Source organism: Corallococcus llansteffanensis, assembly GCF_003612055.1.
Lineage (GTDB): Bacteria > Myxococcota > Myxococcia > Myxococcales > Myxococcaceae > Corallococcus > Corallococcus llansteffanensis.
In genome coordinates, this window is record NZ_RAWB01000037.1 from 1 (window position 1) to 15493 (window position 15493).

The 15493-nt window shown below is 71.2% G+C and carries 12 protein-coding genes; 8 read left to right on the forward strand and 4 right to left on the reverse strand.

Annotation, left to right across the window (positions count from 1 at the left end; translation table 11 throughout):
- Window positions 1-230 precede the first annotated feature (230 nt).
- The 7 genes from D7V93_RS05755 (at window position 231) to D7V93_RS05785 (ending at window position 9110) form a co-directional block, all read left to right on the forward strand.
- Entirely contained in the window at window positions 231-1541 is a 1311-nt protein-coding gene (locus D7V93_RS05755) for an isochorismate synthase (RefSeq protein ID WP_120642409.1), read from the forward strand.
- A complete protein-coding gene (gene menD / locus D7V93_RS05760) occupies window positions 1525-3294 on the forward strand; it encodes a 2-succinyl-5-enolpyruvyl-6-hydroxy-3-cyclohexene-1-carboxylic-acid synthase (protein ID WP_120642410.1) in 1770 nt (589 codons plus the stop codon). The genes D7V93_RS05755 and menD overlap by 17 nt, the downstream gene beginning before the upstream one ends.
- On the forward strand, window positions 3285-4136 hold the full coding sequence (gene menH, locus D7V93_RS05765; RefSeq protein ID WP_120642411.1) for a 2-succinyl-6-hydroxy-2,4-cyclohexadiene-1-carboxylate synthase: 852 nt from the start codon (window positions 3285-3287) through the stop codon (window positions 4134-4136). Before menD ends, menH begins: the two co-directional genes overlap by 10 nt.
- Window positions 4133-5053 carry a 1,4-dihydroxy-2-naphthoate polyprenyltransferase gene (locus tag D7V93_RS05770; RefSeq protein WP_120642412.1) on the forward strand — a complete coding sequence of 307 codons (921 nt, stop codon included), beginning with the start codon at window positions 4133-4135 and terminating at the stop codon, window positions 5051-5053. The genes menH and D7V93_RS05770 overlap by 4 nt, the downstream gene beginning before the upstream one ends.
- Before the next feature lie 8 nt (window positions 5054-5061).
- The gene (gene menC, locus D7V93_RS05775) at window positions 5062-6216 is read left to right on the forward strand and encodes an o-succinylbenzoate synthase (protein ID WP_120642413.1); all 1155 of its coding nucleotides are present in this window, start codon (window positions 5062-5064) and stop codon (window positions 6214-6216) included.
- A gap of 2 nt (window positions 6217-6218) precedes the next feature.
- The gene (gene menE, locus D7V93_RS05780) at window positions 6219-7682 is read left to right on the forward strand and encodes an o-succinylbenzoate--CoA ligase (RefSeq protein ID WP_120642414.1); all 1464 of its coding nucleotides are present in this window, start codon (window positions 6219-6221) and stop codon (window positions 7680-7682) included.
- Between the two features lie 102 nt (window positions 7683-7784).
- Entirely contained in the window at window positions 7785-9110 is a 1326-nt protein-coding gene (locus tag D7V93_RS05785) for a cytochrome P450 (protein WP_208722927.1), read from the forward strand.
- Window positions 9111-9168: 58 nt separating this feature from the next.
- Here the strand turns inward: D7V93_RS05785 and D7V93_RS05790 are convergent, their stop codons facing one another.
- Window positions 9169-9369: a hypothetical protein gene (locus D7V93_RS05790; RefSeq protein ID WP_014397314.1), complete on the reverse strand. Its 201-nt coding sequence runs from the start codon at window positions 9367-9369 to the stop codon at window positions 9169-9171.
- 107 nt (window positions 9370-9476) lie between these two features.
- Window positions 9477-10271 carry a class I SAM-dependent methyltransferase gene (locus tag D7V93_RS05795; protein ID WP_147451053.1) on the reverse strand — a complete coding sequence of 265 codons (795 nt, stop codon included), beginning with the start codon at window positions 10269-10271 and terminating at the stop codon, window positions 9477-9479.
- 478 nt (window positions 10272-10749) lie between these two features.
- Between D7V93_RS05795 and D7V93_RS05800 the strand changes: the two genes are divergently transcribed.
- Window positions 10750-12390 (forward strand): bifunctional 3-(3-hydroxy-phenyl)propionate/3-hydroxycinnamic acid hydroxylase, encoded by a 1641-nt coding sequence (locus D7V93_RS05800; RefSeq protein WP_120642416.1) that lies wholly within the window; start codon window positions 10750-10752, stop codon window positions 12388-12390.
- 24 nt (window positions 12391-12414) lie between these two features.
- Here the strand turns inward: D7V93_RS05800 and D7V93_RS05805 are convergent, their stop codons facing one another.
- Both D7V93_RS05805 and D7V93_RS05810 read right to left on the reverse strand, forming a co-directional pair.
- Window positions 12415-13161 carry an iron-containing redox enzyme family protein gene (locus tag D7V93_RS05805; RefSeq protein ID WP_120642417.1) on the reverse strand — a complete coding sequence of 249 codons (747 nt, stop codon included), beginning with the start codon at window positions 13159-13161 and terminating at the stop codon, window positions 12415-12417.
- Window positions 13162-13173: 12 nt separating this feature from the next.
- The gene (locus D7V93_RS05810) at window positions 13174-15324 is read right to left on the reverse strand and encodes a hypothetical protein (protein ID WP_208722928.1); all 2151 of its coding nucleotides are present in this window, start codon (window positions 15322-15324) and stop codon (window positions 13174-13176) included.
- Between the last annotated feature and the right edge of the window lie 169 nt (window positions 15325-15493).

Below are 15493 nucleotides of genomic sequence, written 5' to 3' on the forward strand. Positions count from 1 at the left end.
CCTCCACGCCACCCACGCGCACCCGGGTGCCTTCAGGACGCGCCGCGCGCAGGACGCGGTGTGCGCCCGGCTCACGCCGCGAGGCTGGGTCGTCTGCTTGCTGGCCTCCCACGGCGACTCCCTCTTCGATGGAGTTCAAGCGGTTTTGAACTCCTTGGTGCATGTATAGCCGAGATCGCTTAGAAGACAATCGAAGGTAATGGCCCGCGAGGCCTCTAGGAGAGTTTCTGATGACGCCGCTCAGTCCCGCTGAGGGCCCGCATTGGGTCGCCGGGATGATGCCTCTGGCGGGAGTGGATCCCCTGGCCGGGGCAGGGAGCCTGGGCATTCCTTCCGTGTATTGGGAGCGCCCGGTGGACCGCGAGGCGGCCGCGGGGTGGGGCGAGGCGGGTGTGCGCGAGGCGCACGTCGCGGCGGAGCTTCCGGCGGTGTTGGGCTCGCTGGGCCATGAAGCCTTGCGGTGGCTGGGCCCCGTGCCTGTCCGCATGCCCGGGCCGTGGTTTGGCGGCATGCGCTTCAGCCCCACGGGGCAGGTGGATGGCGCGTGGCGTTCGCATGGGCTCGCGCGCTGGACGTTGCCGGAGGTGCTGGTGTGGCGCGAGGACAACGCGGTGTATGTCGCGGCCTTCGCCACGGAAGCCCAAGGGGGCGAGGACGCGGTGCGCTCGCGGCTGGAGCGCGTGCGTGCGTCGTTCTCCCAGGCCTATCGCCACGCGGTGGGTGCGCCGGTGGCGCTGCGCACGACGTCGTCTCGGCACGACTTCGAGGCGTTGGTGGACCGCGCGGTGGAGGCCATCACCACGGGCCACCTGCACAAGGTGGTGCTGGCGCGGGCGATGGACGCGGAGGGGCCCGCTCCCTTCGACATCGTGGACGTGCTGGCGCGGCTGCGCGAGCAGAACCCCCGCTGCGCCACGTTCCTCTTCCGCGCGCCGGACGGGACGGGCTTCCTGGGCGCGACGCCGGAGACGCTGTGCCGGGTGGACGGGCGGGTGCTGGAGACGGAGGCGCTCGCGGGGACGGCGGCACCGGGGGGCGAGGCGGCGCTGGACGCCAGTGACAAGGACCGGCGCGAGCACGAGGCCGTGGTGCGCTACATCCTCCAGGCGCTCCAGCCGGTGGCCGCGAGCGTGTCCGCGGACGCGCAGCCGTCGGTGCTCGCGCTGAAGAACGTGATGCACCTGCGCACGGGCATCCGCGCGACGCTGGACGAGGGCGTGGACACCGCGCAGGTCGTCACCGCGCTGCACCCCACGCCGGCGGTGGGCGGCACGCCGCGCGAGCGCGCGCTGTCGTTCCTGGTGGAGCACGAGGCGTTGGATCGGGGTTGGTACGCGGGGCCGGTGGGCTGGGTGGGTCCGGGACGCGCGCATCTGGTGGTGGCGTTGCGCTCGGCGCTGGTGCGCGGCGCGCATGCCCGGCTCTTCGTGGGCGCGGGCATCGTCGCGGGCTCCAGCGCGGAGTCCGAGTGGCGGGAGACGGAGATGAAGAGTCTGGCGATGCTGCGCGCACTGGGGGGCGGGGATGTCGTCCGACGCTAACCTCAACGTGTTGTGGGCGCGCGCCCTGCTGGAGGAGCTGGTGCGCGGCGGCGTCCGGAACGCGGTGGTGTGCCCGGGCTCGCGCTCGTCGGCGCTGGCGCTCGCCTGCGCGCACACGCCGGGCCTGCACACCTGGTCGGTCATCGACGAGCGCAGCGCGGGGTTCTTCGCGCTCGGCATGGCGAAGCACTCGCGACAGCCGGTGGTGCTGGTGGCGACGAGCGGCTCCGCGGGCGCGCACTTCTATCCGGCCGTCATCGAGGCGGCCATGGCGCAGGTGCCGCTGGTGGTGTTGACGGCGGACCGGCCGCTGGAGCTCCAGGGCTGGGGCGCTCCGCAGACGGTGCCGCAGGCGCGCTTCTACGGCGAGTTCGCGCGGCTGTTCGCGGACGTGGGCCTGCCTGAGTCGAGCACCGCGGCCATCGCGCACCTGAGGGCCACGGCCGCCCGTGCGGTGGGGACGGCGTGTCGCGCGCCCCGGGGCGCCGTGCAGCTCAACGTGCCGTTCCGCGAACCGCTGGCGCCCATCGCGCAGGACTTCGGCGTGGAGAAGGTGTCGGCGCTCGCGCGGGACGGTCGTCCGGACGCGCCGCTCACCCGCATCCAGCCGCCGTCGCGGGCACCGGACGCGTCCACGCTGGACACCGTGCGAGCGCGCATCGCCGCCACGGAGCGGGGTGTCATCATCTGCGGTCCTCGCGACGAGGACGACGGCTTCGGGGAGGCCATCGCCGCGCTGAGCCTGGCGACGGGCTACCCGGTGTTCGCGGAAGCCGCGTCGCAGGCGCGCTATGGCGGCGGCCCGCTGACGGTGTCGCTCTACGACGCGCTGTTGCGCCACGAGCCGTTCGCGCGGGCCCACAAGCCGGCGCTCGTCCTGCGCTTCGGCGGAGGGCTGACGCCCAAGTCCCCGCAGCAGTGGATGGACGGCTCCGAAGCGGAGGTCGTCGTCTTCAGCGACGAGGGCGCGCTGTATGACCCTCCGCACCGCGCGTCGCTCGTGGTGGAGGGCTCCGCGGTGCTCGCGTGTCGCGCGCTGACGCAGGGCCTCTCGCGAGGCCCCGGCCGTTGGGCCCAGGGCTTCATGGGCGCCGAGCGCGTGGCCCGCAACGCGCTGGAGACCGCGCTCGCGGAGCGCCCCGACGCGCTGACCGAACCACGGCTGGCGCGCGAGGTGGTGGCGGCGCTGCCGGCGGGCGCGCTCCTGTTCGTGTCCAGCAGCATGCCCATCCGAGCGGTGGACGCCTTCGCTCAAGGGGGCGGCGTGCCGCTGCGCGTGCTGGCGAACCGGGGGGCCAACGGCATCGACGGCATCGTGTCCAGCGCGGCGGGCGTGGCGGCGGCGGCGGGAAGGCCCGCGGTGCTGCTGTCCGGCGACCTGGCGCTCCTGCACGACGTGGGCGGCCTGCTCACGGCTTCGCGGGCGCGAGTGCCGCTGACCGTCGTCGTGGTGAACAACGACGGGGGCGGCATCTTCTCGTTCCTGCCGCTGGCGCAGTCGGCGAAGCCGGACGAGTTCGAGACGCTCTTCGGGACGCCGCACGGCGTGGACCTGTCGCACGCGGCGGCGCTCGCGGGCGCCCGGTTCCATCGCCCCACGACTCCCACGGCGCTGCGCGCGGCGGTACGCTCGGGGCTGGAGGGCGGTCTGCACCTCGTGGAGGTCCAGGTCGACCGCGCCACCAACGTCGACGAGCACCGACACCTCTTCGCGCGGATGGCCACCGCACTGGGAGAAGGACCATGGGCGTGACGCTTGCGTATGACACCTGGGGCGAAGGCCCGCGCACGTTGCTGGCGCTGCACGGCTTCACCGGCAGCGGCGCTTCGTTCGAGCATCTGAAGCCGCTGCTCGGCCGCTCCGTGCGCGTGGTGACGGTGGACCTGCCCGGCCACGGTCGCACGCCGCTGCCCGACAAGGCGGGGCGCGAGGGCTTCCTGGAGACGGTGGACGCCGTGATCCGCCTCGCGCGCGAGCTGGGCGGCCCGGTGGACCTGCTCGGCTATTCGCAGGGCGCGCGGCTGGCGCTGGCCGCCGCGGTGAGCGCGCCAGAGTGCTTCGGCCGGCTCATCATGGAAAGCGGCTCCCCGGGGCTGCACCGCCGCCAGGAGCGCTCCGAGCGGCGCGAGGCGGACGCGAAGCTCGCGGGCTTCATCCGCACGCGCGGTGTGGACGCCTTCGTGGACCGCTGGGAAGCGCTGCCGCTCTTCGAGGGACTGCGCCGCCTTCCGGCCCCGCAGATGGCCGCGCTCCGGGAGCGCCGCCAGGCCTGCACGGCGGAAGGTCTCGCCGGGGCGCTGGAGTGCCTGGGCCTGGGCGTGCAGCCAGACTACTGGCCGTCGCTGCACCGCCAGCGGTTGCCCACGCTGCTGCTCACCGGCGCCGACGACGCGAAGTTCACGAACCTGGCCCGGCGCATGGCGACGGAGCTGCCGGTGGTGTGGCGCCACGCGTTCGCGGGCAGCGCGCACGCTCCGCACCTGGAGGCGCCGGAGGAGTACGTCCGGGAAGTGCTCTCGTTCCTGCAGACGCCCTGGTACGAAGCGCCGCAGTTCGAACCCGTCATCCTGGCGCGAGAGGCCGCCCACTCGTGAGCACCCTGGTCTCCAGTCCCTCCGACGCCGCTCCCCCCCGGCCCACGCTGAAGACGTGGCTGATGGCCGTGCGCCCGAAGACGCTGACGGCGGGCGCGGTGCCGGTGCTGGTGGCCACCGCGCTGGCGTATGGCGAAGGGGTGGGGCGCCTCCTGCCGGCGCTCGCGGCGCTCCTGGGCGCGGTGCTGATCCAGATCGGCACCAACTTCATCAACGACTACTACGACTTCAAGAAGGGCGCGGACACCGCCGAGCGCCTGGGCCCGAAGCGCGTGACGCAGAGCGGCCTCATCGCCCCGGCCACGGTGCTGATGGGGGGCCTCGCGTGCTTCGCGCTGGCGACGCTGGTGGGCCTGTACCTCGTCGCGGTGGGCGGCTGGCCCATCGTGGTCATCGGCGTGCTGTCGCTCCTGTGCGGCTACGCGTACACGGGCGGTCCCTACCCGCTGGGTTACCACGGGCTGGGCGACCTGTTCGTGCTGATCTTCTTCGGCGTCGTGGCGGTGACGGGCACGTACTACGTGCAGGCGGGCGTCGTGGGGCCCGCGGCCTGGTGGGCGTCGCTGCCGGTGGGCGCCATCGGCACCTGCCTCATCGTCGTGAACAACCAGCGCGACGCGAGCACGGACGTGAAGGCCGGCAAGCGCACGGTGGTGGTCCGCTTCGGCGCGGGCTTCGGCCGGGCGGAGTACGTGCTGCTGCTCGTGGCCTCCTACGCCACCCCCTTCGTGCTGTACGCCCGCGGGCTGGCGAGCGCCTGGGTGTTCCTGCCGCTCTTGAGCCTCCCGCTGGTGGCGCCGCCACTGAAGTTGATGTTGAAGTCTGAAGGTGCGGCACTCAACCCCGCATTGGGTGCCACGGCGCGGTTGCAGCTCGTGTTCGGGCTGCTGTTCGCGCTGGGGCTGTTCCTGCGCTGAAGGAGCTCATGCGCATCACCGAGGCGAAGCTCACCCCCCTGCGACTCACGATGGCCCGTCCGCTGAAGACGGCGAAGGGCACCTACACCACGCGCGAAGGCTTCCTCGTCCGTCTGACGGACGAGGACGGCCACGTGGGGCAGGGCGAGGCGATGCCGCTGCCGGAGTTCGGCACGGAAGCCCTCGCCACCACGCACCAGGTGCTCCGCGACTGGCTGGCCGCGCTCCAGGGCCAGTCCCTGGACGACAGCATCGAAGGCATCGAGGCCACGCTCGCGCCTTCGCCCGGTGACGCGTCCCGCTCCCTGGGCGCGAAGATCCGTCCCTTCGATCCGGAGGAGCACGTCCCCGCCGCGCAGCACGGCCTGGAGCTGGCCCTGTTGGACCTGCTGGCCCAGCGCAAGGGCGTGCCCCTGTGCTGGCTGCTCGCGGAGGAGGCGCGGCCGGAGGTGCTGGTGAACGCGCTGCTGAGCGCGGAGGCCCCGGAGGAGCTCGCCCAGGAGGCGAGGGACGCGGTGTCGGAAGGCTTCCAGACGCTGAAGCTGAAGGTGGCCGGCCGCACGCTGGACGCCGACGAGGCCCGGGTGCGTGCCGTGCGCGCGGCGGTGGGGCCCGGGGTGCGCCTGCGCCTGGACGCGAACGGCGGCTGGACCGAACCCGAGGCCAACCGCGCCCTGGATCGCCTGGGCTGGTACGAACTGGAGCTGGTGGAGCAGCCCACGCCCCCGGAGGACCTGCAGGCGCTGTGGCGGGTGCAGCGACGCGCGCCGTGCATCATCGCCGCGGATGAAACGCTCGCCTCGCCCGCGGCCGTGCGCGCGCTCCTCACGATGGACCTGGGCGGCGGGCCGGTGGTGGGCGCGGTGGTGCTCAAGCCGATGGTGCTCGGAGGGCTGCTGCCCTCCATGGTGGTGGCCCTGCGCGCGGCCCGGCTGGGCATGCACGCCTATGTCAGCAGCTCCCTCGACGGCGTGGTGGCCCGGGCGGGCGCCGCGCACCTGGCCTCCGCGCTCCCGTCGGGAGAGCTCGCGTCCGGACTCGCGGTGGGGCGGCTCTTCGCGGACGAGCCGAAGGATCATCCCTACCGCCCGGAGCGGGGCCTCCTGCGGCTGCATGACGTGCCGGGCCTGGGGCTGACGCCGGAGCTCATCGGGGTGCCCTGAAGATGCGCGTCGGCTGCCCCATCCACGAAGGTGCGCGGCGGCACCCAGAGGCGGAGGCCCTGCGCTTCGCGGGGCGCGGCTGGACCTTCGGGGAGCTGGACGGAGAGGTGGCGCGCTGGACCGCCACGCTGGAGGCACGAGGCATGGGGCAGGGTGACCGAGTGGCGCTGCTGTCGACGAGCCACCCCGCGGTGACGTTCCTCTTCTGGGCCCTGGGCCGCGTGGGCGCGGTGTTCGCGCCGCTCAACGCAAGGCTCACCCGCGCGGAGCTGGAGCCCCTGGTGGACGCCGTGGCGCCCCGGCTCACGCTGGCGCTCGAACCCCTGCGAGACAGGCTCCCCGGCGCGGAGTCGCTGGAGGCGTTCCCGGACCGCGAGGCCGCGTCCTCCTCCCGGCCCCCGGAATGGGAAGCGGACACGCCGCGCGTCATCCTCTTCACCAGCGGGACGACGGGGCGGCCCAAGGGCGCGGTGCTCACGGAGGCGGCGTTCCGCGCCTCGTGCCGGGCCTCCGCCCTGAACCTGGGCCCGCACCCCGCGCCGCGCTGGCTGGGCACGCTGCCGCTGTTCCACGTCGGCGGCCTGGCCATGCTCACGCGCACCGCCTACGAGGGGGGCTGCCTGCTCCTGCACGAGCGCTTCGACGCGGACGCGGTCAACCGCGCCATCGACGTGGAGGGCGCCTCGCACGCGAGCTTCGTCGCCACCACGCTGGAGCGGGTGCTGGACGCCCGCGCGGACCGGAGACTGCCGGACACCTTCCGGTGCGCGCTCATCGGGGGCGGCCCCGTCCCCACGGCCCTCCTCACCCGGGCCCGGGCAGCCGGCCTGCGGGCCCTCCAGACCTATGGCCTCACCGAGGCCTGCTCTCAGGTCACCACGGAGCGCCCCGACGAAGCGGATGGACGCACCGCGGGCCCTCCGCTGCCGGGCCTGGAGGTGCGCATCGTCGGGACGGACGGCGCGACGCTCGCCGTGGGCCAGGAGGGGGACGTAGAGGTGCGCGGATCCACGCTGATGGCCGGCTACTGGAACCAGCCCGACGCCACGCGCGACGCCTTCCACGACGGCTGGCTGCGCACCCGGGATGTGGGCGTCACCGATGCGCGCGGACGCCTCACGCTCCTCTCGCGCCGCACGGACCTCATCGTGCGCGGGGGGGAGAACCTCTACCCGGCGGAGATCGAAGCGGTGCTCGCCAACCACCCGGCCATCGCGGAGTCCGCGGTCGTGGGCGTGCCGGAGCCCCACTGGGGGGAGGTCCCCGTGGCCTTCGTCGTCCTGCGCCCCGGCCATGTGCTGCCCGAGGACCTGGACGCGTGGTGCCGCCAGTCCCTCGCGCGCTTCAAGGTGCCTGCGCACTTTGTCGCACTTGAAACATTGCCGCGCAACGCCATGAGCAAGGTGGAGCGCCCCGTCCTCCGCAAGCGCGCGATGTCTCAGGCGGTGTTTCAAGCAGGGTCTTGAATCACCCGTCCGCGAAATATGTGGGGCTTCGAAGACTCGCTGAGTTGACCTGTCAGGTCGGGCTAGAGTTGTTCACCGTGGGGGGCATTCTGGGAGCTCTCGGTGAGTAACGCAGTGGAAGCAGTGAAGTCGGAAGCGCAGTCCGAAGTGGTTCGTATCGAAGCCCAGGGCAACAAGGCCTCCGGCGCGATGAAGTGCCCCCATCTGGGTGCTCAGTACAATCCGTTCGTGGGCCCTCACGTCGAGGATCCGCATCCGTTCTACGCGGAGCTGCGACGGGACGCGCCCGTCAGCTTCAACCCCATGTTGGGGATGTGGCTGGTGAGCCGCTACGACGACATCTGCCACGTGTTGAAGGATCCGCTGCGCTTCTCCTCGGCGGACATGGGCAGCGTCGGCTCGGTGCTGGCCCCGGAGACGCTCGCGGTGCTCGCCGAGGGCTACCCTCTGGCGGAGAGCCTGTTGAGTTCGGATCCGCCCACGCACAACCGGCTGCGCAAGCTGATGGGCCGGGGCTTCTCCGCGCAGCGCATCGCCGCGCAGGACGTCCCCATCCGGACCTTCTCGCAGGAGCTCATCGACGCGTTCGTGCACCACGGCCAGGCGGATCTGGTGACGCAGCTGGCGTACCCGCTGCCCGTGCGGGTCATCCTGGGCATGGTGGGCGTGCCCGAGGAGGACATGGCGGACATCAAGCGCTGGTGCGACGACTTCTTCCGGATGATCTTCACCCGCGTCCCCGCGGAGGAGCAGCCGCCCCTGGCGCGAAGCTGGGTCACCTACCAGCACTACGTCGCCCGCCTCATCGCCAGCCGGCGCGACGAACCGCGCGACGACCTGGTCAGCTACCTGGTCACCACCGACGCGGACGGTGAGGCGCTCACGCTGCCGGAGCTGATCATCGCCATCGCCGGCAGCTTCCTGGCGGCGGGCCATGAGACGACCACCGCGCTGCTCTCCCAGTGCTGGAAGCAGGCCCTGCTCCAGCCCGGCCTCTGGCAGCGGCTGCGCGAGGATCGCTCGCTCGTGCCCCACCTCATCGAGGAGACGCTGCGCTTCGACTCCGTCTCGCACGGGATGATCCGCACCACCACGGAGGACGTGGAGCTCGCGGGCGTCGCGCTGCCCAAGGGCTCGCGGCTGCTGCTGCTCTACGCGTCCGGAAGCCGTGACCCCGCGCTGCTGCCGGACGGGGACCGCTTCGACATCTCCCGCCACCACCCGTCGCACCTGGGCTTCGGCCGGGGCATCCACTTCTGCATCGGAGCGCCCCTCGCGCGGCAGGAGGCCCTCATCGCCACCAACCTGCTGCTGGATCAGATGCCGGACCTGCGGCTCGCGCCGAACCCGGACTTCCGCCCCATGCAGAACCTCACCCTGCGCTCCATCCAGAGCCTGCGCGTGGAGTGGACCCCCACGGGCTCCTGACGCGTCCGGCGCTCCGGCCCCGCCCGTGGCTTCACGGACGGGCCGGGGCGTCCCGGGTTCAGCACTCCGAGGCGGGGTGGCCCCAGGGGTTCGTGCGCGGGTACTGACGCAGCAGCGTGCACAGCCGGTGCGCCGCGAGCATCGTCGCGGACGGCCGCGGCGGCTCGGCGTGCATCGCCGTCTGGCCCAACCGGGCCGCCTGCAGTGCCAGCGCGTGCTGGACTTCCGGAGACCAGCGCTTGAATTCGAGCCATTCCATGAGCGTGCTCCTCCTTGAGGGAGCGCCCATTGAACGTCCTTCAAAACCGGAAAGCACGACGCCTCGCGTTGACCCGAGGCGTCACTGCCCGCCTTCCGACACCCGTCTCAGGCCTGGGAGGGATTGGCTGGTCGGCCGATGAGCATCATCAGGCCGAAGGGGTTCCCCTCATTTGTCAGCCGGTCGATGTCCCAGATGTAGTCGTCGCTCAGGCCATGGGTGAGCTCGCGCATCTCCTCGATGGAGTAGGTCCGCAGACAGGACACCACGCCGTCGAACGCCGCCGCGATGGGGATGAGCGGCATCAGGTACGTGAGCGCCAGCCGGTCCATGCGCACGGGGCGGATGAACGGGGTCGCCAGCGGCACGTTGAGCAGGGCCGCCGCCGTCATCGCGATGGCCGGCCCACGCCGCTCCACCAACTCCATGATGGCGATGCCCCGGCGCTGGGCCACGGCATCCGCCAGCACCTTGCGCGCCAGGTCCGGCGGCAGGTGGTGGAACGAGTTGCACATGATGCGGAAGCCCTTGAACGAGGCCGGCACCGCCGTCGCGTCCACCGGCGTCGTCACGTAGTCCACGCGGCCCGGGTGCGCGGCCTTCACCTTCTCGAACGCGGACACCTCCGGGTACAGGTCCGTCAAGAGCGCCGTCGCGGTGTACTTCTCCTGCGTCTCCAGCATCTCCAGCAGCTTCGGCACCGGACCCGCGCTGCCCGACGCCATGTCCAAGAGCTGCGTCTCGCCCATCGCCGCCATCGCGCCCTTCAGCCGCCGCACGAACTCCACGTAGCGGTCGTCCGACAGGCTCCAGACGTACGCCAGGAAGTCCGTCACCCCACGGCGAAGGACCTTGGGGAACCAGGGCTGATCCTCTAATTCGAAAAGTTGCAGTCTGGGCATAATCGCTGGGCGCTCCAAGGGGCTCAGGGGGAGACGTCCCCGTCACTGTCGCGCAGTCCGGGACAACGCACAAGAGGCGCGCACCGGGTGTATTGGCACACATGCACGCGCGCGAAGTCTCAAACCAGACATGAATTCGTCCGGCACGCGCGCAACTTTGAAGCCTTGCAGGAAAGCGCGACATGGGTGGCAGGCGATCCGGCCTTCACTCGTGGGCGTAGGGGAAAACACGCACGAAGGCATGGGCAGACATGCAAGGTTTTCAGAGGGGTGCGTTTTAATAAGTGGGCGGTATGCACGGCCGCCCGGGCGATGTCCTCGCCCGGAGGGCGGACGACCCGGATCACGTTGAGACAGCGTCTCCAGGCCGTGGGGTTGCAGGGGGTTGTCAGTCGCCTTAACTACGATCGAGGGGGGCTTCGATCGTTGGGTCGCACGGTTGGATCCTGATCAGCTCGCACACAACGGGAGGGGAGTAATGGCTCCGGAATCTGTTGATGTGATCGTCGTCGGAAGCGGCCCGGTGGGTGCCATGGCGGCGAACCTGCTGGGGCAGTACGGGCTGCGCACCGTGGTCATCGAGAAGGAGACCGTCCCTCACACGCAGTCGCGGGCCATCAACGCGGACGACGAGGCCCAGCGCATCTTCCAGGCCGCCGGCCTCACGGGCGAACTGGGGCCGGGCTTCCACCCGTGCCTGAAGATGTCCTACGTCGACGACGAGATGCGCGTGCTGGCGGAGGTGGACTTCACCAAGGTGGAGCGGCCCAACGGGCACTTCATCGGGTCGCTGTTCAACCAGCCGCGGCTGGAGGCCTCGCTGCTGCGCGGCCTGGAGCGCTTCCCGCACGTGGCGCTGTGGCGCGGCCACGAGGTCGAATCCTTCATGCAGGACGAGGACGGCGTGTCGGTGCGCGTGAAGGAGAACGCCACCGGCCGCACGACGGCGCTGCGCGCGCGCTACCTGCTGGCGTGCGACGGCGCGAAGAGCGGCATCCGCCGCCGCCTGGGCCTCAAGCTGGAGGGCACCACGGCGCTCGCGCACGCGCTGGCCATCTCCGTGGAGACGACGTCGTCGGCGCCGGACTTCACCTACTATCCGTGCGGCCCGAAGATCGTGGGCATCGTGACGCGCACCGCGCACGACGAGATCCGCTTCGACACGGTGGTGAAGCCCGATCAGGATCTGGAGTACGTGCGCAGCCCCGAGTACGTGCGCGGCATCATCGCCCCGTACATCGATCCGGACACCGTGAAGGTGAAGAGCGTCAACCTGTACGCCTACCACAGCCGCATGGCGGAGAAGTGGCGGGTGGGCCGGGTGTTCCTGCTCGGGGACGCGGCGCACCTCATGCCGCCCTTCCTGGGGCAGGGGCTCTGCTCCGGCCTGCGCGACGCGATGAACCTCACCTGGAAGCTCGCGCACGTGCTGGGCGGCGCCGCGGACGCGTCGCTCCTGGACACCTACGAGGTGGAGCGCCGGCCGCACGCGGCGGAGATGATGCGCCTGTCGGACGCGCTGGGGTCGATGCTCGCCTCGGGCGGCCCGCTCATGGCCCGCGCTCGCAACGCGTTCATCAACCTGCTGTACCGGATGCCCGTCACCGGCCCGTTCATCCGCGAATACAAGATGAAGCCCAACCTCTTCCACGCGGAGGGGTTCCTCTTCGGCGGCAAGCGCGGCAAGTCCAAGCAGGCCGCCGAGGGCGCCTACTTCCCGCAGCCGCGCGTGGAGCACGGCGAGGAGGGTGAGCGCCCGCTCGACGACGTCATCGGCCAGCGCTTCGCGGTGCTGACGCGGCCGGGTGCGCCCGCCGACGTGCAGCAGGCCGCGAAGGCCCTGGCGGAGGACATCGGAGGCACCTGGCTGTCGGTGGCACCCGCGGCGCGCTCCGGCGTGGGGCGCGCGGGCGAGGTGGTGGACCTGGAAGGAAAGCTGGGCGCGTGGTTCGCCCAGCACGCGGCCGACCTCGTCGTCCTGAGGCCGGACCGGTACGTCTACGGCGCCACGAACCGCGCGGGCGTCGCGCAGCTCCACGCCACGCTGAAGCAGGCGGTCCGTCCGCTCACGCGCCGGGGCAGCCGCGTGCCGCGCCGGATCTCCTCGCTCGGGGCCTGAGCGGAGCCCGGGTCACGAACTGCTTCAGGCCGCGGCGACCTGGAGCATCCGCTTCGCCTTCTCCATGCAGTCGCCGTAGAAGCGCAGGTAGATGTCCAGCGCGCGGGCGCCCGTCTTGCCGATGGTGACCGCGTGCTCGGGCTTCTGGCCCAGCAGCTTGTTGAGCATGACCTCGTTGAGGGCGGTGTGGCCCACGTCGAGCTCCACGTGCTCCTTGATGAAGGTCAGCGAGTTCATCACGTCCGCGCCGAGCACGCGCTTGCACTGCTCGATGAGGCGGGGGGCGAACACCACCGACAGGTTCTCGATCTCGTACTCGATGGCGACCTGCGCGCCCGGCATGGCGCCGCTGATGGTCTCCTCGTGGATCTGCCGGTACTCCTGCATGGCCGGCGTGGGCGCCTGGGCGAGCAGCTGCTCCGCGTCCAGCTTGGGCATGCGGCGCTTGTTCCACCCGGCCACGAGGCTCTTGGTGTCCTCCACCATCATCAGGTGGTGACCGGCCTCGTGCTTGGCGTGGGAGATGAGCTGCCGGCCGACCTCCTCCAGGCCCTCCACGCGGACACAGGCCTCACCGGCGCGGCGGATCCATCCGTCCACGGGCTCCGTCATGTACACGCCCAGGGCACACAGCTGGATGAGGAAGCCTTCCAGCAGGGCGGGGTCCACGTTCTCATCCAGCAGCGTCGTCACGTGGGGGCCGGACGCAAGGACGTGGCGGACATCGGAGACGTGGGGGAGGTACTGCGTGTCGACGAGGGGCTTGCTCATGGGGGGTTGTCCTCAACGGGAGTGGGCACCGCGGCGCCCGATGGTGAGTTCGCTGATGTGCTCAAGGAAGTCGGGAACGAGTTTCGACGAGATGATCCACATGTACGGGTCCGGCCCGTCGTGCAGGCCGCACTCCTGCACGTAGCTGCCGCCCTCGTCCTCGCGCAGGTAGAGGAAGGAGGGGCGGCGGCGCTCCAGGTACCAGTGCCGGGCCGCGTCCATCAGGGCCGCGTAGGCGCGCGTCCCGTCCTCGACGAGCGAGAACATGCGGGTGTTGTCGAGCAGGCGGAAGAGGTTGGCGCCCAGCTGCCCCAGCTCCATCACGGCGGCGGCGTAGGGGATGCCATTGCGGCGGGCCACAAGGATGGCGCGCTCGCGCTCCATGCCGAAGCTCTTCCACTTCTGCGTGACGGGCGTCATGTCCAGCCGGTCCCGCGTCAGGTCCAACGACTCCACGTAGCAGTTCGGGAACTGGCGGGCGACGGACGCGGCCAGCAGGCTCAGCTCGCCGTCGGTGGCGGGGCCCACGTCGAACTCGCGGTGGTCGCGGCCGCTCAGCTCGTGGCTGAACGCCTTCATCTTCTGGATCTTCCGCGTGTACGCCAGGCCCGAACCGGAGGCCATCTGGCGCTCCGCGTAGCGCACGTGCGCCTTCGCGATCCACGGGTTCAAGGCCTCCACGTAGGCAATCACCCAGTGGAAGTCCGGGTCGCTCTGCGGGTGCTCGAACGTGCGCAGGTAGATGTCGCGCATGATCTGCCCCGCCTCCTGCACCCCCGGCGGCGGCTTGCCGGGCCGCTTCGCCACCTGGTGGCCCAGCCACGCGTGACGGTACGGCTTGGTGAAGGACAGCGTCGCCTCGATGCCGCGCTCGGACGGCCACACCGCCTGGCAGAACAGCTGCGGCACCTCCGCGGCGCGCTTGGCGAGCGACGCGAAGTTGAGCTTCAGCTCCTCGAACTCCTCCGGGGAGCTGCCCCCCAGGCTGAAGAAGCCGGAGCGGTTGAACAGGTCCCAGAGCTGATCCACCAGCCCCTCGCTGGTGCGCGTCGCGGGGGACATCGTCTGCGACACGAAGCGCACCCAGCGCGCCTCGTCGGAGGAGTAGGGCAGCACGCTCAGGCCGCACAGCACGCTGCCGTCGGCGCGCACGCTGCTGACGAAGCGGATCTCCCCGCGCACGCTCACCGTCTGGCCCTCGCCCAGCTCCAGCTCGATGAGCGGCGGCAGCAGGCCCGGGAACATCAGGTCCTGCGGCATGCAGCGCACGCACAGGCCGGAGAAGGAGAGGTCCAGCACCTCGCGCCGCATCAGGCCCAGCTCCCGCCACAGCGGGTGGTGGAAGCGCGCGCGCACGCCCTCGGGCGCCGGAACGCGCCGGTGCCAGCGGTGACGGATGCGGAACAGCTGCTCGGGCAGGGTGGTGAAGAGGCGGTCGCCCTCGCCCCGGCCGGTCTCCGCGCGCATGCGGTAGGCGGAGTTGTAGCCGATGACGTCGATGTCGTACGCCGGGTCGCCCCAGTCCGGGGTGGGCTCCTCGGTGCTCCACTCCAGCTCATTGGTGGCGGTGTGGTAGCGCTCCAGCACCATGCGCACCACGCGGCCCTGGCGGCGCAGCACGCCCTTGTTCCCGGAGGCGCAGATGGCCCCGAAGATGGAGCGGATCCGCTCCGGATCCACGATGGTGTCCTGCACCGGCAGCGCGGACGCGGCCGGCTCCGCCACGCCCCGGCGCAGCGCGTCCGCCAGGAACGCGAGGATCTCCCGGCCCTGCTCCAGCGTCACGCCCACCAGCTGCAGCCCCACCGGAGCGTGCGGCACGTCCGCGTCCGTGTGGATGAAGGCGCCGTTGAGCGGCCCGACGGTGATGCCATTGAAGGCCAGGTACACCGGGAAGGTGCGCGCCTCGGACGTGTCGACCTTGGCCTCGCGCGGGGCCACCCACACCACCGTGGGGCTCAGCCGCGTCACTTCACCCAGCACCGCTTCCGGGCTGCCCAGCGCGCAGGTGATGGCCGTGGGGCCGGTGCCATGCAGCGAATAGCCCGAGTCATCCAGGGCCGCTTCAGCAGGAGGGAGGGGGATCACGTTGCGCAGCGCATCGCCACTGCCGAACTCGAACGCATACCGGAACTTCGTGGACGCCGGGATCCCTCCATCCATCGTCAGGACTCCTCTCTTGCGAGCAGCGACACCATTGATGGTCGGCGATGTTGCGAGCACAACACTTCCTCCCTGATCCGATGAAGACGCTGACGGCTCTGGACTCTGGGTACCCATCATGAGGAGTTCGCTCGTAACAGTCAAATCGAATTTATATACCCTGGCTGTT

Excerpts from the sequence above, each read along its gene's own strand:
- D7V93_RS05755 (WP_120642409.1), top strand. The coding sequence starts at position 231 with ATGACGCCGCTCAGTCCCGCTGAGGGCCCGCATTGGGTCGCCGGGATG.
- menD (WP_120642410.1), top strand. The coding sequence starts at position 1,525 with ATGTCGTCCGACGCTAACCTCAACGTGTTGTGGGCGCGCGCCCTGCTG.
- menH (WP_120642411.1), top strand. The coding sequence starts at position 3,285 with ATGGGCGTGACGCTTGCGTATGACACCTGGGGCGAAGGCCCGCGCACG.
- menC (WP_120642413.1), top strand. The coding sequence starts at position 5,062 with ATGCGCATCACCGAGGCGAAGCTCACCCCCCTGCGACTCACGATGGCC.
- menE (WP_120642414.1), top strand. The coding sequence starts at position 6,219 with ATGCGCGTCGGCTGCCCCATCCACGAAGGTGCGCGGCGGCACCCAGAG.
- D7V93_RS05790 (WP_014397314.1), bottom strand. The coding sequence starts at position 9,369 with ATGGAATGGCTCGAATTCAAGCGCTGGTCTCCGGAAGTCCAGCACGCG.
- D7V93_RS05795 (WP_147451053.1), bottom strand. The coding sequence starts at position 10,271 with ATGCCCAGACTGCAACTTTTCGAATTAGAGGATCAGCCCTGGTTCCCC.
- D7V93_RS05800 (WP_120642416.1), top strand. The coding sequence starts at position 10,750 with ATGGCTCCGGAATCTGTTGATGTGATCGTCGTCGGAAGCGGCCCGGTG.
- D7V93_RS05805 (WP_120642417.1), bottom strand. The coding sequence starts at position 13,161 with ATGAGCAAGCCCCTCGTCGACACGCAGTACCTCCCCCACGTCTCCGAT.
- D7V93_RS05810 (WP_208722928.1), bottom strand. The coding sequence starts at position 15,324 with ATGGATGGAGGGATCCCGGCGTCCACGAAGTTCCGGTATGCGTTCGAG.